Genomic DNA, 22178 nt, shown 5'->3' on the forward strand with positions numbered 1-22178 from the left:
TCACATTCATCCCCAGAGGAGGAGTTTTTTATGAAAGGCATCGTCGTTACCATTAGCCGCCAGCAGAACAATGCGCTGCAATGGACTTGGCAAGACCAGCAGTACCTGCCTCGCCTTATGAATTATTTGAAAGTCACCTATCCGGCTTATGAATGGGAGATTGTTCCTGGTTATGATTTGAAAAAAATTGATCTCACCCTTTATCAAGCTGCCGCACTGCCCCCAGTCTCAGAGCGATTTGCTAAAACACTGAAGGATCTGGATCCGCAGTTAAAGATCATAATTCCTGATCGGGATGAATTTCTTTACATGATGGCACCTAAGGGAATGGTATTGGGTCGGACCACCGGTTATCTGGTGGCACAAGGCCCCAAGCTTACGGTCCGCGGGCTCCCCTCAGAAAAGCGCCAGGCAGCATTTAGCAATGAAAGCCTACGTCAATTGATGCGAGACTATCCCACCATTTACTGGACTGTGGTGACCTTTGATGAATTGAAGGAAAAATTAGCTGAAAATTCCCAAGATGTCACTGTCGCATTGACACCCCAGGCCATGCCTTATGAAAAATACATTACCACCCATTGGCCAAACACTGCGGTTATCCAAGGGAATCCATCAAAATTAGCCGCTACACCGACACAGTTGGAATTAATTATGATTGCTATTGTCACCACAACCATGTTCTTATTGTGTCTGATGGGTTTCATCAACTGAGCAAGCAACTATATGCAAGAAAATGGATACGACAATCCTCGTGTCAAAGCCCCAGCAAGAACACTCCCCCAGTTTTAAAGAGAAGTCTGTGTTTAAATTTTTTAACATAAAAAGCCAAGTCCCTTCCATTGTTTAATGGAAGGGACTTGGCTTTTGTGGACTCACGTTTGGTAAGGTTCGCTTTGAAGGACGGTGACTAGTTGATTGTCACAGCCTTTTTAACAATGTTCAATTTTTTGAAGCGTTTTGTTGCTGCATCAACTTGTTGTCTTTGACACTACAGCCGCAATTACACTCTTCACATTTTGACGAACGACCGGTGACTTTGTTGAAAACGACCCACCCGGCACCTCCAAAAATTGCAATGCTCAAAACAATAGTCCAAAACATATTATTTCGCTCCTTCTTTTACAACAGCGTCCGGCAGTGTCAAAACAAACCCGTCAGCTTTCTTCACATCAACTTTACGAAGAACCGCCCAAATCATAAAGGCCAAAACAGCTGCTGCTGCAAAGGTTCCGATACCAACTGTGCCGTTTTCAAAGATGATATGTCCGAATTGATAAATCACCAAGCTGACTCCATAAGCTAGCCCGCATTGGTATCCGACTGCTCGCATAGTCCACTTGATATCGCCCATTTCCCGATGAATAGCCCCGATTGCTGCAAAACACGGTGCGCAAAGCAAGTTGAAGGTTAAGAAAGAATAGGCAGCTACCGGTGTCAGAGCAACTGATAAGGCGCCCCAGATTTCTGCGCCATTTTCTGCCACTTCGTCCAGTCCACCATATAGGACACCAAAAGTTCCGATAACATTCTCCTTGGCGATCAAACCGGTGATGGCTCCAACGGTTTCTCGCCAATTGCCCCAGCCTAGTGGTGCAAACAGTGGTGCAATCAAACGACCAAAGGCAGCCAGAATACTGCCGTCTTCACTCACACTCTGGAACGTAAAGCTGTGGGTAGAAGTAAACCAGATCACGATACTGGAAACGAAAATAATCGTTGCCGCATTTTTGACAAAGGCCATCCCACGATCAGCCACCTGATGAAAGACGCCACGAATTTGTGGCAGGTGATACGCCGGCAATTCCATAATAAATGGCGCCGGATCACCAGAAAACAAACGCGTTTTTTTCAACGCAATGCCTGACAACACGATAGCTGCGATTCCGACGAAATAAGCAGAGGGAGCTACCCAACTAGCTTCAGGGAAAAAGGCACCGGTAATCAATGCGATGATAGGAAGTTTGGCACCACAAGGCATAAAGGTCGTAATCATAGCCGTCATGCGCCGGTCTTTTTCATTTTCAATAGTACGACTAGCCATGACTCCGGGAACCCCACAGCCAGTAGCAATCAGCATAGGAATGAATGATTTTCCTGACAAGCCAAACTTGCGGAAAATTCGGTCCATGACAAAGGCGATTCGTGACATATACCCGCAGTCTTCTAAAAGAGCCAAACAGAAGAACAAAACCAATAGCTGTGGCAAGAAGCCAATTACCGCGCCGACACCAGCAATGATCCCGTTCAACAAGAGATCTTGCATCCAAGGAGCAACATTGCCTGCCTCAAGCCAGCCCGCCACATGATTGGGAACCAGTTCCCCGAACAACACATCATTGACCCAGTCGGTTCCCATTACCCCAATCGTTTGAATGGAGATATAATACACACCCCACATCACCAAGGCAAAAATCGGCAGTGCCAAAATCCGGTTTGTGACCACCTGATCGATTCGGTCAGAAACCGACAGTCGCAGATCCCCTTCGTCAGTCATACATAGCTTCATCAAGCGGGCAATAAACTCATAACGCTCATTAACTAAGATTGCATCACTAGTGTCACCAAAGATTTTTTCTGTAATGGCGATAATTTCAGCAATGTCTTTTTGCTGAATTTTGGAAAGATCCAATTGTGCTTGGGCTAGCGAATCCTTTTCAAAAAGCTTCAAGGCATAATAACGGGCTTGCTTTTCCGGTACTGTGTTACCTAAAACGTCGATGATTTCAGAAATAGAAGCTTCTAAACGATCATCATAAGAAGGATAGTGAGGCAGTTGCGCGGCTTCGGCAGTTTCTACAGTCTTTTGAATCGCCTGATCCAGCCCTTGTTTTTTAAGTGCGCTCATCCCGACAACTTCAACACCCAATCCGTAAGCTAATTTTTCCAGATTGATACGTTTACCGGACTTTTTGACGATATCCATCATATTGACCCCGACTACCATCGGTAACCCCAATTCCATCAACTGAGTGGACAGGTAAAGGTTGCGTTCAATATTGGAGCCGTCGATAACATTCAAAATGGCATCTGGTTGACCACTCAACAGGTAGTCACGAGAAACGACCTCTTCAGGTGTATAAGGAGACATGGAATAAATCCCAGGCAAATCCTGAATAGTAATATTCTTGTCTTTTTTCAGTTTGCCGCTTTTACGCTCCACTGTTACACCCGGCCAGTTCCCCACGTATTGCAAAGAGCCGGTTAGATTATTGAAAGTGCTGGTCTTTCCACTGTTGGGATTACCTGCCAGTGCAATCTGCAGCTGTCTTTTTTTCATCATGATGCCGCGGCCTCCTTCTCTACTAAAATATACTCCGCTTCATTTTTACGCAGAGAAAGGGAGTACCCCCGCAAAGACAGTTCGATAGGATCTCCTAATGGCGCCAATTTTTTAACGGTAACTTGCACATTCTTTGTGAGCCCCATGTCCATCAAACGACGTTTCACTGCACCTTCACCGAAGACCGAGACCACTTTGCCGTTATCTCCCACGGCTAATTGATCTAGAGAAAGGATTTCTTTTTCCGTCTGAGCATCCGTTACGAGGATTTTTTCAAGAATACTTTGATCCAAAGCAATGCGGCTATTGTGCAAAAGAACGATGCCGTTTTTCCCTTGCGTCTTTAGCAAGATGACTTCACTGCCTGGAATCAGCCCCAAATTTTGCAAATGTTGCTTAATTTGCGGCTCTTCAGGAATGCTGGTTACCTGATAATTTTTGTGTGGTATTGCTTCTGTTAGATTCCCCATGATAGTTCCCCCGACTTTCACTTTATTGGACTCATTCGCAATTCCCCGTTGCGAATGAGAATTATTCTCAATGCTTTTCTACTTCTGAGAATAAAGGGATTTTCCTTGTAAGTCAACGAGATTTTGCAATTTGTAATAAAATTCACATGGAAAACTTTTTTTGTTTGAACCTTTGTTGTAAACTCTTCAAAACGCAGGAATTAATTGAATGAAAGCGGATACTTCTTTTTCCTTTTACAAAGCCCATCAGCAGCATTTTTCAAAAAAATCCCGTAAGTGTTAAAACAAGCTGGCAGGATTGTTTCTTATAACTGTCTGATGGAGATAACAGGTAGTTAAAAATTGGTCACTGATTAAAGTCAAAATAATTCTTTTCAATTTCTACTGATTTTTCGACGAAAAGAACCGATTCCATGATTTTTTACCTCTCAATACTCCTACAGACAAACACAACCTGTAGTGACTGATAACAATCTCGAATACTATATCTTGTGTCTGAGCAAAGCAAAACCGTTGACTTACTACAGTCATCCGCTATACTGAAAATACCAACAGAAGACATGGAGGATCAGCAGATGAACATTACCCTTTACTCAAAAAATAACTGCATGCAATGTAAGATGGCGAAACGTTTCCTGACAGAGAACGAGATTGCCTTTACTGAAATCAATATTGACGAACACCCCGAGGCGGTAGACCGCTTGAAGGCGGAGGGTTTTCAAACTGTTCCTGTGATCTTGGGTGCGGAATCTGCAATCGTCGGTTTCCGCCCGGATCAATTGCGCCAATTGGCTTCTTAACACACATGCCAAACACGAACTTTCGGCACTTTGGATTTGCCAGCCACCAGGGTCGGCAAGTCCTTTTTTACCGCCCACCAGCTTGAACTGCGGTGGCCGCAATCACAGTTTCAACGAGGAGGATCCCTATGAGTTTAAAAACATTGCAAGATGTCAGCTATTATAAATTGAATAATGAGATCAACCGCCCGGTACACGGACAGATTCCATTGAACAAAGACCAAGAAGCTTTGGCAGCTTTTTTTGAAGAAAATGTCATTCCCAATACAATGGTCTTTAAAGATATCCATGAAAAGCTGGCTTATCTGGTAGCCCAGGACTACTTAGAGGCTGAATTTTTGCAGCAGTATACTCCGGCATTTTTGGAAAAATTGTATGATTTTTTGACCGCTCAAAACTTTCGCTTCAAGTCGTTCATGGCAGCTTACAAGTACTATTCGCAATATGCTTTGAAGACCAATGACGGAGAGTATTATTTGGAAAGCTACGAAGATCGCGTCGCCGTCAATGCCCTTTATTTTGCAGAAGGCAACGAAGAGCTGGCGCTGCAATTGGCAGATGAGATGATTCACCAACGCTACCAACCGGCAACCCCTTCTTTTCTGAATGCTGGCCGTAAACGTCGTGGTGAACTGGTTTCTTGTTTTCTGATTCAAATCACAGACGACATGAATGCTATTGGTCGTGGAATTAACAGTGCTTTGCAGCTTTCTCGTATCGGTGGTGGTGTCGGTATTACATTGAGTAATCTGCGGGAAGCAGGCGCTCCTATTAAGGGTTACGAAGGGGCAGCCAGCGGCGTGATGCCAGTCATGAAGCTTTTTGAAGACAGCTTCAGCTATTCCAACCAATTGGGGCAACGACAAGGAGCAGGCGTCGTCTACTTGAACGTTTTCCACCCAGATATTATCAACTTCCTGTCAGCGAAAAAGGAAAATGCCGATGAAAAGATTCGGGTCAAAACCTTGTCTTTAGGTGTCATCGTCCCGGACAAATTCTATGAACTTGCCCGCAAAAACGAAGATATGTACCTATTTTCTCCTTACAGCGTAGAGCAGGTCTACGGAATGCCGTTTTCTTATCTGGATATCACTGCTGAATATGACAAGCTGGTGGCCGATCCTCGAATCAAAAAAACGAAGATTAAAGCCCGGGATTTGGAAAACGAAATTTCCAAACTGCAACAAGAATCCGGCTATCCTTATATCGTCAACATCGACACCGCAAACAGGGCCAATCCAATTGATGGCAAGATTATCATGAGTAACCTCTGCTCTGAGATTTTACAGGTGCAAAAACCCTCACTCATCAATGGCAAGCAGGAATATGAGGTTTTAGGCACTGATATCAGCTGCAATCTGGGTTCCACCAATATCGTGAATTTGATGGCTAGTCCTGACTTTGGCCGCTCCGTTAAAGCCATGACTCGAGCGCTGACTTACGTGACAGATCATTCCCACATTGACGTGGTTCCTTCTATTGAAAAAGGCAATCAGGAAGCCCACACCATCGGATTGGGCGCGATGGGCCTACACACGTATTTTGCTAAAAACCACATGGAATACGGCTCGGCTGAGTCTATTGAATTCACCGATATCTACTTTATGCTGTTAAACTATTGGACATTGACAGAATCCAATCTGATTGCTCGGGAGCGGGGGATTGTTTTTGACGGCTTTGAAAAATCAGCTTATGCAGACGGCAGCTATTTTGCCGACTATACAGCCGGTCAACATGTCCCTCGTTCACAAAAAGTCAAAGAACTTTTTGCCGGGATTTTCATTCCGACGGCTGCAGATTGGCGCAAATTGCAAAAAGCCGTCGCAAAAGATGGGTTATATCACCAAAATCGCTTGGCGGTTGCACCCAACGGTTCGATTTCTTATATCAATGATACCAGCGCCAGTCTGCACCCAATCACTCGTATGATTGAGGAACGCCAAGAGAAAAAAATCGGTAAGATCTATTATCCTGCAGCCTACCTGTCCAACGATACCTTGCCTTATTACAAGTCTGCTTATGACATGGATATGCGCAAAGTGATTGACGTTTATGCCGCAGCTCAAAAACACATCGATCAAGGAATGAGTTTGACCTTGTTCATGCGTTCAGAAATTCCTGCGGGTCTTTACGAATGGAAGACAGACACGAACAAGCAAACCACTCGTGATTTAAATATTCTGCGTCACTATGCGTTTAACAAAGGCATCAAATCCATTTATTATGTCCGCACCTTTACTGACGACAATGAAGAAATCGGCTCCAACCAGTGCGAAAGCTGTGTCATCTGATTTTTTAAAGTTTGAATTAGCCCTCCGCGACGAGCTGTTTGCGATTTTCATTTGACGTATTTTGAACACGATTGTCAGCAGCTTGTTGCGGACAGCTCTTCTTGGTCCCCAACAAAGAACAATGGAGGAACGATTATGACCAATACCTATTATGAAGCGATCAACTGGAACGAGATTGAAGACATCATCGACAAATCGACATGGGAAAAACTGACGGAACAATTCTGGCTGGATACTCGGATTCCTTTATCCAACGACCTTGACGATTGGCGCAAGCTGACTCCTGCGGAAAAAGACCTGGTCGGCAAAGTTTTCGGTGGTTTGACCTTGTTGGATACGGTGCAATCAGAAAGCGGGATGGATCAGCTCCGCAAAGATGTTCGCACGCCACACGAAGAAGCCGTCCTCAACAACATTCAATTCATGGAATCTGTCCACGCAAAAAGTTATTCCTCGATTTTTTCAACATTAAACACCACTGCTGAAATCGAAGAAATTTTTGCCTGGACCAATACCAATGAATTTCTCCAGAAAAAAGCCGAACGGATCAATGAAATTTACAAAAACGGCACGCCTTTAGAAAAAAAGATTGCCAGCGTCTTTTTGGAAACCTTCTTATTTTATTCAGGTTTTTATACCCCACTGTATTATCTTGGCAACAACAAGCTGGCCAATGTAGCAGAAATTATCAAGCTGATTATTCGCGATGAAAGTGTCCACGGCACGTATATCGGCTATAAATTCCAGTTAGGATTCAATGAACTGCCTGAAGCAGAGCAAGGACAATTGAAAGATTGGATGTATGACTTGCTTTACGAATTATATGAAAACGAAGAGCGTTACACCGAAGAACTTTATGACGGAATTGGCTGGACAGAAGAAGTTAAAACCTTTTTGCGTTACAATGCCAATAAGGCCTTGATGAACCTCGGTCAAGACCCACTGTTTCCCGACACTGCTGATGATGTCAATCCAATTGTCATGAACGGGATCTCCACCGGAACATCAAACCACGATTTCTTCTCACAAGTGGGTAATGGTTATCTGTTGGGAACCGTAGAAGCAATGCAAGATGATGATTATCTTATCGGTATGTAAGTAATTTGCAAATTTCCCAACACCGACTTTTAGCCAACCAGCAGTAGTGTGGATAATTCTACTGCTGGTTGGCTTTTTTGTTAAATTATCAATTGATAGCTATAAAAGCGTCTTTTTGCTTTGCTATCCTTTTTATGTGCTGGAATGAAACAAATCAAGCAAGACTTCCTCTTATTTGAAATTTCAATTACAGCCACTGCTCAAAGCCTTTGATCGAACACTGCAAAAAAATCGGCAAATTATTGGCAAATTCCATCCAGGCCTTGTTACCGATGGGCTGTTACAGTAAAATGAGGACTCGCTGGCTGATGCTAGTTTTACCTTTACTTTATCAATGAAACGAGGAGAAAAACCGATGATCACATTTTACCTAGCTGTGATAGGGCTGATTGGCTGTAGTTTGCTTGCTGTCTTCAGTCTGGCTTGTGATTGGCTAGATGTTTCTGGGGCCCTGCTCTTACTTGTGATGGGCACAGCTATTTTTGCTCTTTCACCGGTGATGGCAGGTTATCTAGCTCTGTTTTTTGCTATGAGTTATCTAGTCCAAGGATTGAAAAAGTACTTTCGGAAAGCTCCATCACAGGTAACAGCTTTGACCACTGGTGGGCAGCTTGCTGATTCCGATGAACGTATTGCAAAAAGTCATGCTCGAGATGGTTGGCAGGTGGTTGCAAACTGTGGCCCTTTGTTAATTGCATTACTTTGGCAACAACTAGCCGGCGGTGATCCTCGTCTCGTATATTGTCAAATTGCTGTAATTGCTGGTGCTGCTGCTGATACTTGGTCATCTGAGATTGGTGTGCTGTCCCGACGACCGCCTCGTTCACTACTGACAGGACGTCCTTTAGCAGCCGGTTTATCTGGTGGTGTCAGCTTGTTAGGAACTTGCGCTGGAATAGCAGCGGCCGGAATAATTGCCGGTGTCTGGTGGTTGCCTAATCAGCTGCTATTTCCACAAATGACCAACGGACTCACCTTCTGGTTACCGGCCCTTTGTGGGTTTGCTGCCACATGGATCGACAGCTTATTAGGAGCAACACTGCAACAAAAATACCGTTGTCAAATTTGCGGCCGGATTACCGAAAAAACGCAGCATCATGGGGCGGCTACGCAAAAAATCAGTGGTATTATCGGCTTCAACAATGATACCGTCAACTTTTTCAGCGGCCTCTTAACATTGGGACTGGCCTATTTGTGGCAGGTACTTTTCTGAGTAGCGCTAATCGTGTTTGCCGCTGATTCTAAATTTGGTAAAAAGAAAGACCGAAAGTGGCGTCATTCGGACGCTACTTCCGGTCTTTTTTTATAATTTTGAAGCTGCTGCATCATCCACGATAATGATTGCATTGGGATGATTTTGTAAAACAGAAGCTGGTAGATGGTTTGTTACTGGTCCATCAACTGTTCCTTTGATTGCATCTGCTTTGTTTTCACCAAAGGCCATCAAGATCAGTTGTTTTCCTTGCATGATAGAGCCGATTCCCATAGAGATCGCTCGTGTCGGCACATCTTCAACTTTGTCAAAGAAACGTTTGTTAGCTTCAATTGTTGATTCTGTCAATTCTACGACAGCTGTTTTGCCTTCTAAGTCAGCACCAGGTTCGTTAAACCCAATGTGACCGTTCACGCCGATACCCAAGATTTGGATATCTACTGGGTTAGAAGCAATGACTTCATCATAGCGACCACATTCAGCTGCCAAATCTGCCGCTTTGCCATTTGGTACATAAGTGGCTTTGAAAGGCTTTTTATCAAACAAGTTCGTGTTCATAAAATGACGGTAGCTTTGTTCGTCGTCGCCGCCTAAACCTACATATTCATCTAAGTTGACAGAAGTCATCTCAGAAAAGTCCAGATCGCTTGTTGTCATTTCATTATACAATGGAATCGGAGTACTGCCTGTTGCCAGTCCTAGTGTTTTTACGCCGTTTGCCATACCTTCTTTGATCAATTCAAATGCCTTTTTGCCGCCTTCTTCAGCATTTTTCACGCGGATGATTTCCATGCTCAGCCCTGCTTTCTTGTATTTGGTATAGTCCGATTATAGCACCATCTAGCATAGCTGGCAAACGTCTAGACCACAAAAAGCAGATTTTTTATAAAAAATTATTGCGCATGCTGCCGACTGCATCCAAACATTGCTTTAGTCCCCCTGGCTGCAGCAATTTGTCAGTAAAAGATTTTGTTGAACCTCTTGTTGGTATCTAATTTGTCACTTTTTCTAAATAGTTTTGGCAGTGGGAAATACTTCCAAGGCCTGAACCAAGTCGGCTAAGAGATCTTCTGCATCCTCAATTCCAATCGACAGTCGCAACAAATCTGGTGTCAGTCCATAGGCTTCCCGTACTGCTACCGGAATATCGCCGTGGGTCTGAGTTGTGGGGTAAGTCACCAAACTTTCTACGCCCCCCAGACTCTCTGCGAAGGTGAACAGCTCCAAGCTTTCAAGAAAGGCTGGAATTTTTTGGGGATCAGTAACCCGCAGACTAATCATTCCTCCGATTCCCGGATAAAGAACTTCCGTCACCTGAGGAAGCTTTCGAAGCTGTGCAGCCAATTTTCCGGCATTCTCCTCTTGTCGCTCCAAGCGCAGTGACAGTGTCTTTAAGCTGCGGATAAACAGCCACGAATCAAAAGGTGCCAACGTACCACCTGTCGTATTGGCTAGCCAAGAGAGTTTCTCCCCACCCTCTTGACTTTTAGCCACAGCCACTCCTGCTAATAAATCATTGTGACCAGACAAAAATTTTGTACCGGAATGAACGACAAAGTCTGCACCTAATGTCAGCGGCTTTTGTCTAAGTGGGGTTAAAAATGTGTTGTCCACAATCAAACGCGCCCCGTGCTCATGGGTCTTGTCAGCGATCGTTTCAATATCAAACTCGTGCATCAAAGGATTGGTGGGGGTCTCTAAAAAGACCGCTGCTACTTCTGGGGTATCTGCTAACAGAGTCTCAAATTCCTCCTGGCTGTCAAAATAAGCGAAGGTAGCAACTCCCTGTTCTTCTAAAAAGTTGAAATACCGATAACTGCCGCCGTAAAGATCACGCCCCGCCAAAATATGCGCACCTTGTGGCAACAGTCCCAAGACTAGTTGGATTGCTGCCATTCCAGAACTCGTCGCTACGGCTAAGCTGCCTTCTTCCAACTTTGCCAATGCTTCTTCCAAGATTGAACGAGTTGGATTTTTTGTGCGGGTATAATCAAAACCCGTCGATTGCCCCAGATGCGGGTGGGAATACGTTGTAGAAAGATGAATTGGTGCAGAAATTGCTCCAGTATAAGGATCTTTTTGATTACCGATTTGCGCTAAAAAGGTCGTCACTTTTTCTTTGGTCATGGAAAATTCCTTCTTTCAATTTCATGTAGGTTGTCGGCAGCTAGTGGTTTTTGCCTTTTTGTAATCTCATCAGCTGGTTGCCTTTTCTAAAAAGATACCGCTCCTGCAAATGAAGTGCTTTTATCCCTTGCTTCTCACTTGATTTGCCTCTCTGCAGACAGTTGTCGCTTTAAAGCTCCTGTTGCTAAACGGTCACACGCCTGTTTGATCACAGCTGGTGAACAAGCCAGATTCAAACGGATGAAAGAACTACTTTCGGCGCTGAACCAACTGCCAAAATCCACCGCCAGCTGGCAGTCTTCTTTGATGAATTTTTCGACCGTTTGGGCATCTGTAAGACCGAGTCCACTGAGATCTAACCAAACCAGGTAACTTCCTTCCAACTGGCTCACCTGAATTTTAGGTGTTGTTTTGACCAGATAATCTCGCAAATAGCGGTAGTTTTCCCAAATCACTTGTTTTACGGCGTCAAACCAGTCTCCCCCATCACGATAGGCTGCTGCACCGGCTATTTGCCCCAAAAGGTTGTTTTCTGACTGACTCAAGGGTTTGATTTTCTGATCAAAGCATTCCCGCAACTCATGATTTGGAATAAGAATATGCCCATGAAGCAGACTGGCCAAATTGAAAGTTTTTGATGGGGCATTGACGACGACTAATCTTTCTTGAAAATGGCCTTCTGCTACCTGCAACGCAGAAACAAACCCTGTTTCGCTGAAATCAAAGTCTTGATGAATCTCATCAGCTAAGATTAAGACATCGTATTTTTCACAAAGCGCAAACAGTGCTTGCAGCTCTGCTTCCTGCCAAATTCGTCCCACTGGATTGTGAGGGGAACAAAGCAGAAACAACCGAACATTGCCAGTGGCCAACTGTTTTTCAAAAGCTGCCAAATCCACTTGCCAACTGCCGTCTTCTGACTGCACCAATTGATTTTCTACTAGCTTGCGACCAGTTTCTCGAACAGCATTAAAAAAAGGATAATAAACTGGTGGCTGGATCAAAACACCATCGCCGGGAGTCGTAAAAATTTGAATCAGATGATAAATGGATTCCACCACCCCTTTTGAAAAACGCAGCCAATTCGACTCAAGGGTGATTCCGTGACGCTTTTTCTGCCAAACAGCAAAAGCTGAAAAATAATCCGGTAGATTTTGTGAGTAGCCAAAAGCTCCTTGACGAACGCGCTGAATGAGGGCTTTTTCAACAGCCGGCGGCGCTTTGAAATCCATATCCGCCACCCATAAAGGCAGCAGATCTTCTGCACCGAAACGTTCCTGCAGCGCGTCCCATTTGAGGCAGTCACTGCCTTTGCGCGCCACTGCGTAAGTTTCGATAAATGTCTGTATGTCCATAACTTCCACTTCTTTCCTCAGTCATCCTTTATCTTGCTGTGTATAAGTCTGCCTGCTAATCTCTAGAAGACAGGTTATTTTTATCGCCACTGCGGGTGACATTAGTGACTGCTGTCCAGGCAATCACTTGTTTTTGGCGGTGTCCAATCGCCATTTCCCTGGTTCCTCTCGGGCAAGTTTTCCTGCCCCAGATATTCCTTTATTCTTACTTTTTCTTACTGGTACTTCCATTTGTCACAGTTTCAGCTGTCTGGAAGCTTTTCTAGTTCTGGCAGCGTTAATTTGCTACCTACCTCCTGGATTGCATAGGGTGTTACCTGGTAGACATCATTCAACCAATTGTGGAAAAAAAGATAGGCGTGTCCCCGCCAAGTATTACGAATGCTGTCTGTAGGGTAATTGTATTGGAAATAATTTTCCGGTAGTTCTGTAGCCAGCCCACGATCTTGATCACGAAAATATTCTTTCTTCAGGGTTTCAGTCGCATATTCAAAATGTCCCATAACATAAACTTCCCGGTGGTCGCGACTGACAATCATGGTAGAGCCAATCTCAGGATTGCGAGCAATCACCTTCAACTGCTCACACTCAGCCAATTGCTGCTCATCTACGCTGGTATAACGAGATTGCGGTGTATAAAAATAATCATCAAAGCCTCTGATCAAACGGTGATTGCCTACCGAGCGATTGGCAAAGATTCCGAATAATTTCTTTTCCAAGGGAACTTTAGCAATCCCGTAATGGTGATACAAGGCTGCCTGCGCCCCCCAACAAATATGCAGCGTACTGGTGGTATGGTTTTTGGCCCAATCTAGAATTTCTATCAACTCGTCCCAGTAATCCACTTCTTCAAAAGGCAACTGTTCCACCGGTGCACCAGTGATAATCAGCCCATCATAGCGCTTTTCTGCCACTTCCTCAAAAGTCTGGTAAAATTTGTTCAAATGATGCAGACTCGTGTGCTTATGTTCATGAGTCGCGATTCTCAAAAAATCCACATCGATCTGCAGTGGACTTTGGGAAATCAAACGCAACAGCTGGACTTCTGTATCCATTTTTTGTGGCATCAGATTCAAGATAGCCAAACGCAAAGGACGGATATCTTGGCTGCGAGCTCGCTTCGAATCAATGGCAAAAATATTCTCTTTTTCCAACACTGCCTTTGCGGGAAAACCTTCCGTCAATTTGATAGGCATAGGAAAACCTCCTCCTATTGTGATTTTTTTCGTGGTTGTCAGCTCATCCCGGGTACAAAAAAGTCCTTCCATACAAAAATGTATGAAAGGACGACGTATCGTGTGACCACCTTTTTTCGCTGCTGCATCACTGCAACAACCTCACCAAGTACTGCAACAGCTCACAGATTCCAAAAGCAGTTTAGAATCTGGCCCTGCAAGACCGTGGCGCTATATCGGGCGCTCCCGTCGAGCACTGTCCTTGCCTTAGATCACTCCTTAACAAGGTTCGCACCCGTCTGCTCAAAGACCATCTTCCCAAACACTTCAAATGCCCCTTTCCACCAAACGGAGCTCTCTGTAAAAATCCATGATCGGTACTCTTCTTTTCAAAGCAGTCGCTTATATGATTGGTGTTATTGTATTTGATTTACGTGTGTTTGTCAATCGAAAAAAGATACCACAAAGCGGCAATAATTTTGAAGGAAAGCTCCCATAGTCCAACTCAGCGGAAAGCCGGCTCTATTTACCACCCAGTCAAAAGTTAAACTCCACAGTAATAAATGAAAAAAGCCCGCAAGCAGTCGCTGACACCTGCTTGCGAACCAATAAAACTCACTCTCAAATCCAACGAAAAAAATGTACCCGCTTTTTGAGCTTATCTGGCGAGTGATTTCCCATTTTAAGAAGTAAAGAACCCCTAAAATCCGCAACAAATAGTGAGCTATTCACCCACCAATCTGGCTCATATGACGCCAAGTAGGCCGCTTATCTTTGACTTCTTCTTGGCGATCAAGAGCCATTTCATGATTTTTCGGCTTAGTTGCTAAAACTCGGTGAACTTTTTCGGAAAAAGCGGCAAAATCAGAAATTTCTGGGCGGATATTGTCTTCATCATCCCAAAACAGACAAGATTTCAAACATCCATCAGCTGTCACTCGTAGCCGATTACAGCCTTCGCAAAATTGGCAACTAACAGGATGAATCAAACCAAAGCTACCACGAGCACCCCGGATACGGAAGTTTTCTGAAGGACCATTGCCGGCAAATTCGATAGGCTCATAGTCCCAGCCTTCTTCTCGACAGACGTCAAAGACTCTCTCGATACCAAAATATTGTTTTTCCCACTGGTCCTGATCTGCTGCAATTGGCATAAATTCGATGAAGCGGACATTCACCGGATGATCGAAGGTATAACGGAGAAAATCAGCTAACTCGTCATCGTTTTGTCCACGAATGACGACAGTGTTTAATTTGATCTGCTCAAAGGGCAAAGCTGCTGCTGCTTCAAGACCTTGTAATACCCGCTTGAGATTGCCGCCACGAGTAATATTTTTATACCGTTCCGGATCAAAAGTATCCAAACTGATATTGAGCCGTTTGACACCGGCTTCCCATAGTGGACCGGCTAGTCGTGGCAATGCCAAACCATTTGTCGTCACTGACAAATCTCTAATGCCCGCCACATTGCTGATACCTCGTACAATATCAAGAATATCTTTTCGTAACAATGGTTCCCCGCCAGTCAAACGGATTTTAGTGATTCCCAACTGGGCAAAGTTCTCCACTAACTGTATGATTTCATTTGCACTCAACACTTTATCTGTAGGGAAAAACGGCAGCCCCTCTTCCGGCATACAATAGACACAGCGGAGATTGCAGCGATCTGTCACAGAAATGCGTACATAATCATGCAACCGGCCATAAGGGTCCCTTAATCCTTGACGTTTAGAAAGCACATCCTCTGTCTGAGAAGGTACTCGTTTTCCAACTTCTTGCGGTTGTTGTTTTTCTTTTATTCTTTCAGTCGCCGGAGCTTGTGCCAAGCCCGGTGCTGGCGCCATTCTTTTTGTCATTTGTTCAACCTCCGCTCACCGGTGGGATCAATGCGATCTCGCCAACTTCCTCCCTGACAAATGTATCTGTTATAGTGGCAAACTCTTGGTCCACTGCTACATTACAGGTCATAATTTCGGCTTTCATCAATGGGTAAGCCGCAGCTGCTACCTGTAAAATTTGTTCTTTATCAAATGTCGGTGGCAGTTGCAGGGTAATCGTATCGCCGAGAGTCTCTGCCAAATAGGCAAACAGCTTAAGCTCTTTCATTTGCCATCTCTCCTCCCCAGCGCTGACCATTGTGATTGATTTCTTTTTTCCAAATAGGTACGTTGACTTTCAACTGATCGATAATCTGTCGACAGCCATCAAAAGCGGCCCCGCGATGGGCAGTGGCCACGCCGATAAACACGGCCTCGTCTTCAATGGCTAAAGGTCCTAAGCGGTGCACAATCACCACTTGTCCGCCAGCAGCTTCAACAGGAGCAGCCAATTTTTCCAATTCTTTCACCGCCATGTCTTCATAAGCAGTGTATTCAATATAAGTAGTCTGCAGCGGACCGGTCCATTCCCGTACTGTGCCGCAAAACGTCACAATCCCGCCATATTGAGGTGCCTTCAAACGTGCGTAGCAAGCAGCAACGTCGATGGGTTCGGTTTGTAATTTGATGAATGCCATGGCTTTACCTTCTCACTATTTTTTAGATATCATGAATAATTTTAATGCTCCAACTCATTATATACGAAAGCCCTTTCTAAATACAGTTGCTTTAATGAAAATTATGGAATAAACTTTGGTGGAAGCTTGGAAATGACTTTCCGACAAGCTTTTGCTTAGGTACTTTTTCGACTTGAAAACTCGGCAACAAAAAAACCTGCGCAACAACGCAGGCTCTGTTTCTTAGCAAGGCTCTAATTTCTGAGTGAGAACCCGCCAAATATCAGGTAAAATTGGTAGTTCTCATTGTTTTACGGCCGTGATTATTCACCAAAAACAAAATGGCCACTCTTTCCGCCTTTTTTTTCTACTAGGTGGCAGTCTGTAATCACCATCCCGCGGTCCATAGCTTTACACATATCATAAACCGTGAGTGCAGCGATTTGTGCGCCACACAGTGCTTCCATCTCGACGCCTGTCTTGCCGCTGACCTTAGCGACAGCAGTAATCATGAGGGTAGTCTGACCATCGTCTTCAAAGCTGATGTCCACACCATTTAGTGGCAGCAGATGGCACATAGGAATTAATTCACTCGTCTTCTTAGCTGCCATGATGCCGGCTACTTGGGCCACAGCCAGAACATCCCCTTTTTTGATTTGTCCGGCATGGATCCGTTGCAGCGTTTCTGGTGCCATGATGACTTTGACAGTCGCTACAGCTTCGCGAAAGGTGATAGCTTTATCCGTAACATCTACCATCTTCGCCCGTTGCTGGTGATTAAAATGTGTCAATTCGTCCATTGTTTTACCCCCGTGTCTCATTTTTAACAGAATTAACTTATTTCATTTGTGCTGGTTCCGATAGATAATAATGGAACCTCATCCCCATTATTTTAACAGATTGGAAGGATTTTACCATGAATCGTTACGACCGTCAGATTAGAGTCAGCAAAATCGGCTTAACTGGACAACAAAAATTACATAATAGTCGACTGCTATTGGTGGGCTGCGGAGCATTAGGGACTTATGCCGCCGAACAATTAGTTCGTGGCGGGGTTGGTGAATTGATTCTAGTCGATCCTGATACCGTCGATCTGACTAATCTCCAACGCCAAACGCTCTTTACCGTAGCCGATGTCCAGGCCAAACGACACAAGGTAACCGCTTGTGCTGAAGCATTGTCAGCCATCGATCCCGCTATCAAAGTCACGCCGTTAGCCATGACTTTTGATCAGGCGCTTTTTCAAGAGTTAGGGAAATTGGATTTGGTGTTGGATTGTACCGATAATTTTCTTGTCCGTACAAGCATCAACAGCTTCTGTCTTGAAAAAAACCTACCCTTTATCTTTGCTGCTTGCGGGGGGACTAGCGGACAAGTGATGGCCCTTCAGCCAGCATACGGACCCTGCTTGCAATGTGTCTTTCCTCAGATGGCTGAGTTGACAGAAAAAAGTTGTGAGACAATCGGTGTTATTACCCCATTGATTCCCTTGGTAAGTGCACTACAAGTAGGACTAGCTTATCGCTGCCTGTTAGAACCAGAAAAAATGGACTGGCAGACACTTTTAGTGACAGATGTCTGGTCAGGCGAACTACAGCGCTTCAAGATTCGCAAAAAAGAAGAGTGCCCAAGCTGTGGCAAAAAAACTGATTTACAAATTAAACGTCCCCTGAAAAAAGTCTGCGGCCATATCTACCAAGGTCAATTGGCAGCACCGGTTTCACTGTCAGAACTGGCAGCCATCTCTACTGCAGCCGGTTGGCCCTGCCGGCAAAATAAGCTGGCGTTGCTGATTCAGCTTCACTCAAAAACTTCAACTGAACGCCAATTGGTACAAGAAAATGAAGGGCACTCTCAAGATACCCAAACAGCCGATTCTGAATCACACGCTGTAAAAGAAGAGAAACTTCCCAGCATCACTATCTTTCGAAATGGTCGTGCGCTGTTTTATGATTTTCCTGATGAAGCATTTGCCTCACAACTCTATGAATTGTTGCAGTCGCCACCACAATCTCTTTTTTAAAGAATTTGCTCTTCTTTCCTATCTACACACCATTTTCTTGTCCCAAATGGCGTCTTGGCTGATTTCGCACCCTAGCCATCAGCTGCTGACAACTACCCTGTTTGCTGTTCATTTCAGCAGCTTTGCGGTACAGTTGTCAAAAAGAAACGAGGGGACTTTATGAGTACAATTTTGATTACCGGTGGCAATACCGGCCTTGGCTTTGAAACTGCCAAGCGACTTTTAGCAGTCGGCCATAAACTTTATATTACTAGTCGAAGTGTTGAAGGAGGACGCCTTGCTGCTGAAAAGCTGGGCTGTGAATTTCTGGTAATGGACATAACCGACGAAATTTCGGTCCAACAAGCATTCCTCCAATACCAAACCCGCGAAGACTCTTTGGATGTCCTGATCAACAATGCAGGGATTCCTGGCGAGCGGCGCCCTATTGAAGCAGTTGATGCGGCTTTGCTGGAATCAGTCTTTGCCACCAATGTTTTTGGCAGCCTTCGGGTCGTACAGGCCTTTTTACCATTGTTGCAACGCTCGCATAATCCGGTGATTGTCAACGTCTCCAGCGGTGTCGGTTCCTTTGCCAAACAGACAGATGACACTACCTTAGAATCAAAAGTCATTTCACCCGCCTACGCTTCTTCCAAAGCGGCTCTTTCGATGCTGACTCTTCAATATGCAAAAGCATTGCCAAACATGCGCATCAATGCTGCTGATCCCGGGCCCACCAATACCGGCGGCAACTTTAATCGCGGCCGCCAATCGGTCACAGAAGGCACTGATGCGATCTTCCGCCTGGCCACACTGGATCAAAATGGTCCTACTGGCACCTTTCAAGATCGCAATGGTTTAATCGGCTGGTAGGTCCACAAAGCAAAATTACCAGCTTGCAAAATCGGTTTCTTGATAACTGCTACATCTAATCAACAAGAAACCATAGTCCATAGGTATTTGACTGATGACTACAGATAAGAGTTATAAAAAACGAACAATGGTCTCGCCAAAATTGGCGCCCATTGTTCGTTTTTCCATTTATTATAGAAGTTGTCTCGTAACCCGCCGCCGTATCTTAACAAGCACGGCCTATGTTTTTCAAAATATCAATTAATTAGCGTCTACGATTTTAACGGAACCTTGCCATTTTTCGTCAACGAATTTCTTCACTTCGTCACTGTGAAGAGCAGCGACAAGTTTTTTGATGCTTTCTTTGTTTTCATCACCTGCACGAACAGCAATGATGTTGGCATATGGTGAGTTATCAGCTTCCAACAAAAGAGAGTCTTTCGTCGGATTCATGTCAGCACTCAAGACAAAATTCGCATTGATAGCTACCAATGAATCAGCCTCATTTTCATAGGTTGGAATTAAGACCCCTGGATCGATGTCGTGCTTGAAGACTAATTTTTTAGGATTTTCGGTAATGTCATCAAATGTTGCTGTTGTCTTTTCCACGCCATCTTTCAATTTGATCAACCCAGCATCTTCCAAGATAGTCAGAATACGGCCCCAGTCGGACTCAGAGTTTGAAGTAATCACTTGGGTGCCTTCCTTGATGTCCTCCAGACTCTTGATATTTTTGGAATAAATCCCCATCGGTTCGATATGAATAGCACCTGCGTTTGCAAAATCATAATCATATTCCTTCACTTGTTTGTCAAAATAAGGAATATGCTGGAAGTAGTTGGCATCGATTTCTTTTTCAGCCAACGCTTTATTTGGCATTACATAGTCAGTGAAGGTTTTTACTTCCAGTTTGATGCCTTCTTTTTCCAGGACAGGTTTAGCTGCCTCCAAGATTTCAGCGTGGGGACTTGGTGAAGCACCCACTACTAACGTGGTTTCACCGTCTTTGCCGCTATTTGCTGAGCTATCGGCGGTATCTTTGTCGTTGTTTCCGCAAGCGGCCAATGCGCCGAATGCCAATAAGAATGTTGCTGCGAGTCCAATAATCTTTTTCATGTCCATTTCCCCTTTTTCTTTTTAGCGGTTTGTTCAGACCGCTTCTGGTAAAATCTCCTTATTTTCAAAGCCGCCTTTTAAATTAGCCGCGGCGAAAGCCCAAATGTTGTCGAAAAGCCTTTTAACGTTTATCCAATTTATTGGTAAGAAAGTCGCCCAATCCTTGGACAATAAAAACAATAACCAAAATAATGACTGTGGCAACCAACGTCACGGTCTGATTGTTCAGCTGGAATCCTTCTGACCAGGCTAATGATCCTAGACCACCTGCTCCAATAGCACCAGCCATTGCGGTAAAGCCGATCATAGACACCGCCGTTACGGTAAAACCAGAAACTAGCGCGGGCAGGCTTTCCGGAATCAATACTTTGTACATGACTTGCCAACTGTTGGCACCCATTGCATTGGCAGCTTCAATAACACCGGGTGAAATTTCCCGTAAGGCAATCTCCACCATACGTGCATAAAATGGTGCCGCTGAAAGGATTAACGCCGGCAAAGCTGCAGGCCAGTCAATGATGGTCCCAACGATTGCTTTTGTAAAAGGCATAATCAACACCATCAAAATCATAAATGGTGTCGAGCGAAAAATATTGCTGACCACCGAAACGACATTGTACAAAAGTGTGTAAGCTAAGCCTTTTTTACGACTGAGGCTGTACAACACAAGTCCTAGTAAAAAGCCTAAAATCAAAACAACGATTAAAGAGAAAACCGTCATTGCCAGTGTTGCTACGGTGGCTTCTTTCATGCGATCCCAGTTGACCTTATCAAAATTCAGATAGATCTCAGAAAAACTCTTATCCATGGTGCAACACCTCCACTCCTACTTCTTGGGCACTGAAGAACGCAGTCGCTTGACGAATAGCGGTGGCATCTCCGGTCAAAAGGACGGTCAAGGTTCCAAAAGAGCCCTCTTTGCCCTGTCGAATATTGCCATAAACGACATTAACATCCACGTCGTATTGCCGGATGGCTTGGCTGATTACCGGTTCATTGGCATTGTCGTCTTTGAAAGTCAGCGTCAACAGTGTGCCGTTTGGATTTTCCTTGATGAATTCCGTCAGCACTTCTGCCGGATCTTCACTTGGTTTTAAGTCTTGTTGTACAAATCGTTTGGTGACTTCCTGTTGAGGATTGCGGAACACCTCAGCCACCGAACCTTCTTCCACGACTTTTCCCAGCTCCATCACAGCTACTTTGTTACAGATCTTTCGAATGACGTTCATCTCATGGGTAATCAGCACAATGGTCAGGTCCAGCTGTTGGTTGATATCCAACAGCAAATCCAACACTTCATCCGTGGTCTGGGGATCCAGCGCACTCGTCGCTTCATCACACAAGAGAATCTTCGGATTATTTGCCAATGCTCTCGCAATCCCTACCCGCTGCTTTTGTCCGCCAGAGAGTTGGCTTGGATAGGCATCCCCGCGGCCTTCCAAACCAACCAACTGCATGAGTTCTTCGGCCCGGCGTACCCGTTCGGCTTTTTTCATTCCCGACAATTCTAAAGGAAACTGGATATTTTCCGAAACCGTACGAGACCACAATAAGTTGAAATGCTGGAAGATCATCCCGATATTTTTACGGAAATCTCGCAGCCCTTTTTTGCTGAGGGCAGAGATATTCTCCCCGTCCACAACTACTTCTCCATCTGTGGGTAGTTCCAAACCATTCAATAACCGTACCAGGGTACTTTTCCCGGCGCCGGAATAACCAACAATACCGTAGATATCGCCTTTTTCCACTGCCAGTGTTACATCGTCCACTGCACGGATCTGTTTTCCTTTCACGTCAAAGGTTCGTTTGACGTTGTTCAATTGGATCAATGCCATCGTACTTTTCTCCATTCTTTTGCGTTAAATCTAAAATGTGGCTGTCCGTTGTCTATTGTTTAAC

At 44.6% G+C, this 22178-nt stretch carries 21 protein-coding genes; 7 read left to right on the forward strand and 14 right to left on the reverse strand.

Annotated elements, in window-relative coordinates:
- Positions 1 to 30: 30 nt before the first annotated feature.
- Positions 31 to 714, forward strand: coding sequence for a hypothetical protein (locus tag ACOMA8_RS00280; protein WP_421367431.1), 684 nt, complete (start codon positions 31 to 33; stop codon positions 712 to 714).
- Between the two features lie 228 nt (positions 715 to 942).
- Here the strand turns inward: ACOMA8_RS00280 and ACOMA8_RS00285 are convergent, their stop codons facing one another.
- Genes ACOMA8_RS00285 through ACOMA8_RS00295 form a run of 3 tightly spaced genes read right to left on the reverse strand, consistent with a single transcriptional unit; the run spans position 943 to position 3753 of the window.
- Positions 943 to 1104 carry a FeoB-associated Cys-rich membrane protein gene (locus ACOMA8_RS00285; protein WP_161899124.1) on the reverse strand — a complete coding sequence of 54 codons (162 nt, stop codon included), beginning with the start codon at positions 1102 to 1104 and terminating at the stop codon, positions 943 to 945.
- 1 nt (position 1105) lies between these two features.
- Complete coding sequence (gene feoB / locus ACOMA8_RS00290; RefSeq protein WP_161899246.1) at positions 1106 to 3280, reverse strand: ferrous iron transport protein B; 2175 nt, start codon at positions 3278 to 3280, stop codon at positions 1106 to 1108.
- A complete protein-coding gene (locus tag ACOMA8_RS00295; RefSeq protein ID WP_161899125.1) occupies positions 3280 to 3753 on the reverse strand; it encodes a FeoA family protein in 474 nt (157 codons plus the stop codon). Before ACOMA8_RS00295 ends, feoB begins: the two co-directional genes overlap by 1 nt.
- Positions 3754 to 4328: 575 nt before the next feature.
- Between ACOMA8_RS00295 and nrdH the strand changes: the two genes are divergently transcribed.
- From nrdH to ACOMA8_RS00315, 4 genes are all read left to right on the forward strand, one after another.
- Entirely contained in the window at positions 4329 to 4553 is a 225-nt protein-coding gene (gene nrdH, locus ACOMA8_RS00300; protein WP_161899126.1) for a glutaredoxin-like protein NrdH, read from the forward strand.
- Between the two features lie 128 nt (positions 4554 to 4681).
- Positions 4682 to 6844 (forward strand): class 1b ribonucleoside-diphosphate reductase subunit alpha, encoded by a 2163-nt coding sequence (gene nrdE / locus ACOMA8_RS00305; RefSeq protein ID WP_421367435.1) that lies wholly within the window; start codon positions 4682 to 4684, stop codon positions 6842 to 6844.
- A 135-nt stretch (positions 6845 to 6979) separates the two neighbouring features.
- Positions 6980 to 7942 carry a class 1b ribonucleoside-diphosphate reductase subunit beta gene (nrdF, locus tag ACOMA8_RS00310; RefSeq protein WP_161899128.1) on the forward strand — a complete coding sequence of 321 codons (963 nt, stop codon included), beginning with the start codon at positions 6980 to 6982 and terminating at the stop codon, positions 7940 to 7942.
- Between the two features lie 355 nt (positions 7943 to 8297).
- A complete protein-coding gene (locus ACOMA8_RS00315; RefSeq protein ID WP_421367439.1) occupies positions 8298 to 9155 on the forward strand; it encodes a DUF92 domain-containing protein in 858 nt (285 codons plus the stop codon).
- Positions 9156 to 9245: 90 nt separating this feature from the next.
- On the opposite strand, the gene ACOMA8_RS00320 is transcribed toward ACOMA8_RS00315, so the two are convergent.
- The 8 genes from ACOMA8_RS00320 to moaC all read right to left on the reverse strand — a co-directional run bounded on the left by ACOMA8_RS00320 (position 9246) and on the right by moaC (position 17106).
- Positions 9246 to 9947, reverse strand: a complete 702-nt coding sequence (locus tag ACOMA8_RS00320) for a glucosamine-6-phosphate deaminase (RefSeq protein WP_161899130.1) — start codon at positions 9945 to 9947, stop codon at positions 9246 to 9248.
- A 216-nt stretch (positions 9948 to 10163) separates the two neighbouring features.
- On the reverse strand, positions 10164 to 11282 hold the full coding sequence (locus tag ACOMA8_RS00325) for a PLP-dependent transferase (protein WP_421367441.1): 1119 nt from the start codon (positions 11280 to 11282) through the stop codon (positions 10164 to 10166).
- 134 nt (positions 11283 to 11416) lie between these two features.
- Positions 11417 to 12637, reverse strand: a complete 1221-nt coding sequence (locus tag ACOMA8_RS00330; protein ID WP_421367444.1) for a MalY/PatB family protein — start codon at positions 12635 to 12637, stop codon at positions 11417 to 11419.
- Positions 12638 to 12879: 242 nt separating this feature from the next.
- Entirely contained in the window at positions 12880 to 13833 is a 954-nt protein-coding gene (locus tag ACOMA8_RS00335; protein ID WP_161899133.1) for a homoserine O-succinyltransferase, read from the reverse strand.
- A 707-nt stretch (positions 13834 to 14540) separates the two neighbouring features.
- Complete coding sequence (moaA, locus tag ACOMA8_RS00340) at positions 14541 to 15668, reverse strand: GTP 3',8-cyclase MoaA (protein ID WP_421367447.1); 1128 nt, start codon at positions 15666 to 15668, stop codon at positions 14541 to 14543.
- 4 nt (positions 15669 to 15672) lie between these two features.
- On the reverse strand, positions 15673 to 15918 hold the full coding sequence (locus ACOMA8_RS00345; protein ID WP_421367450.1) for a MoaD/ThiS family protein: 246 nt from the start codon (positions 15916 to 15918) through the stop codon (positions 15673 to 15675).
- Complete coding sequence (locus ACOMA8_RS00350; protein WP_161899135.1) at positions 15905 to 16327, reverse strand: molybdenum cofactor biosynthesis protein MoaE; 423 nt, start codon at positions 16325 to 16327, stop codon at positions 15905 to 15907. The genes ACOMA8_RS00345 and ACOMA8_RS00350 overlap by 14 nt, the downstream gene beginning before the upstream one ends.
- Before the next feature lie 302 nt (positions 16328 to 16629).
- Positions 16630 to 17106: a cyclic pyranopterin monophosphate synthase MoaC gene (gene moaC, locus ACOMA8_RS00355; protein WP_421367453.1), complete on the reverse strand. Its 477-nt coding sequence runs from the start codon at positions 17104 to 17106 to the stop codon at positions 16630 to 16632.
- A gap of 116 nt (positions 17107 to 17222) precedes the next feature.
- Between moaC and ACOMA8_RS00360 the strand changes: the two genes are divergently transcribed.
- Positions 17223 to 18329 carry a HesA/MoeB/ThiF family protein gene (locus ACOMA8_RS00360; protein ID WP_421367456.1) on the forward strand — a complete coding sequence of 369 codons (1107 nt, stop codon included), beginning with the start codon at positions 17223 to 17225 and terminating at the stop codon, positions 18327 to 18329.
- A gap of 159 nt (positions 18330 to 18488) precedes the next feature.
- Entirely contained in the window at positions 18489 to 19184 is a 696-nt protein-coding gene (locus ACOMA8_RS00365) for an SDR family NAD(P)-dependent oxidoreductase (protein WP_421367458.1), read from the forward strand.
- A 240-nt stretch (positions 19185 to 19424) separates the two neighbouring features.
- Here the strand turns inward: ACOMA8_RS00365 and ACOMA8_RS00370 are convergent, their stop codons facing one another.
- From ACOMA8_RS00370 to ACOMA8_RS00380, 3 genes are all read right to left on the reverse strand, one after another.
- On the reverse strand, positions 19425 to 20279 hold the full coding sequence (locus ACOMA8_RS00370; protein ID WP_421367459.1) for a MetQ/NlpA family ABC transporter substrate-binding protein: 855 nt from the start codon (positions 20277 to 20279) through the stop codon (positions 19425 to 19427).
- Positions 20280 to 20400: 121 nt separating this feature from the next.
- On the reverse strand, positions 20401 to 21087 hold the full coding sequence (locus tag ACOMA8_RS00375) for a methionine ABC transporter permease (RefSeq protein WP_161899140.1): 687 nt from the start codon (positions 21085 to 21087) through the stop codon (positions 20401 to 20403).
- Positions 21080 to 22114: a methionine ABC transporter ATP-binding protein gene (locus ACOMA8_RS00380; RefSeq protein ID WP_161899141.1), complete on the reverse strand. Its 1035-nt coding sequence runs from the start codon at positions 22112 to 22114 to the stop codon at positions 21080 to 21082. Before ACOMA8_RS00380 ends, ACOMA8_RS00375 begins: the two co-directional genes overlap by 8 nt.
- Positions 22115 to 22178: the final 64 nt, after the last annotated feature.

Origin of the sequence: Enterococcus infantis (assembly GCF_049166715.1) — a bacterium.
GTDB classification, from domain to species: Bacteria; Bacillota; Bacilli; order Lactobacillales; family Enterococcaceae; genus Enterococcus_C; species Enterococcus_C leclercqii.

Coding starts and splice junctions, on each gene's coding strand:
- ACOMA8_RS00280 (WP_421367431.1), top strand. CDS start 31: ATGAAAGGCATCGTCGTTACCATTAGCCGCCAGCAGAACAATGCGCTG.
- ACOMA8_RS00285 (WP_161899124.1), bottom strand. CDS start 1,104: ATGTTTTGGACTATTGTTTTGAGCATTGCAATTTTTGGAGGTGCCGGG.
- feoB (WP_161899246.1), bottom strand. CDS start 3,280: ATGAAAAAAAGACAGCTGCAGATTGCACTGGCAGGTAATCCCAACAGT.
- ACOMA8_RS00295 (WP_161899125.1), bottom strand. CDS start 3,753: ATGGGGAATCTAACAGAAGCAATACCACACAAAAATTATCAGGTAACC.
- nrdH (WP_161899126.1), top strand. CDS start 4,329: ATGAACATTACCCTTTACTCAAAAAATAACTGCATGCAATGTAAGATG.
- nrdE (WP_421367435.1), top strand. CDS start 4,682: ATGAGTTTAAAAACATTGCAAGATGTCAGCTATTATAAATTGAATAAT.
- nrdF (WP_161899128.1), top strand. CDS start 6,980: ATGACCAATACCTATTATGAAGCGATCAACTGGAACGAGATTGAAGAC.
- ACOMA8_RS00315 (WP_421367439.1), top strand. CDS start 8,298: ATGATCACATTTTACCTAGCTGTGATAGGGCTGATTGGCTGTAGTTTG.
- ACOMA8_RS00320 (WP_161899130.1), bottom strand. CDS start 9,947: ATGGAAATCATCCGCGTGAAAAATGCTGAAGAAGGCGGCAAAAAGGCA.
- ACOMA8_RS00325 (WP_421367441.1), bottom strand. CDS start 11,282: ATGACCAAAGAAAAAGTGACGACCTTTTTAGCGCAAATCGGTAATCAA.
- ACOMA8_RS00330 (WP_421367444.1), bottom strand. CDS start 12,637: ATGGACATACAGACATTTATCGAAACTTACGCAGTGGCGCGCAAAGGC.
- ACOMA8_RS00335 (WP_161899133.1), bottom strand. CDS start 13,833: ATGCCTATCAAATTGACGGAAGGTTTTCCCGCAAAGGCAGTGTTGGAA.
- moaA (WP_421367447.1), bottom strand. CDS start 15,668: ATGACAAAAAGAATGGCGCCAGCACCGGGCTTGGCACAAGCTCCGGCG.
- ACOMA8_RS00345 (WP_421367450.1), bottom strand. CDS start 15,918: ATGAAAGAGCTTAAGCTGTTTGCCTATTTGGCAGAGACTCTCGGCGAT.
- ACOMA8_RS00350 (WP_161899135.1), bottom strand. CDS start 16,327: ATGGCATTCATCAAATTACAAACCGAACCCATCGACGTTGCTGCTTGC.
- moaC (WP_421367453.1), bottom strand. CDS start 17,106: ATGGACGAATTGACACATTTTAATCACCAGCAACGGGCGAAGATGGTA.
- ACOMA8_RS00360 (WP_421367456.1), top strand. CDS start 17,223: ATGAATCGTTACGACCGTCAGATTAGAGTCAGCAAAATCGGCTTAACT.
- ACOMA8_RS00365 (WP_421367458.1), top strand. CDS start 18,489: ATGAGTACAATTTTGATTACCGGTGGCAATACCGGCCTTGGCTTTGAA.
- ACOMA8_RS00370 (WP_421367459.1), bottom strand. CDS start 20,279: ATGAAAAAGATTATTGGACTCGCAGCAACATTCTTATTGGCATTCGGC.
- ACOMA8_RS00375 (WP_161899140.1), bottom strand. CDS start 21,087: ATGGATAAGAGTTTTTCTGAGATCTATCTGAATTTTGATAAGGTCAAC.
- ACOMA8_RS00380 (WP_161899141.1), bottom strand. CDS start 22,114: ATGGCATTGATCCAATTGAACAACGTCAAACGAACCTTTGACGTGAAA.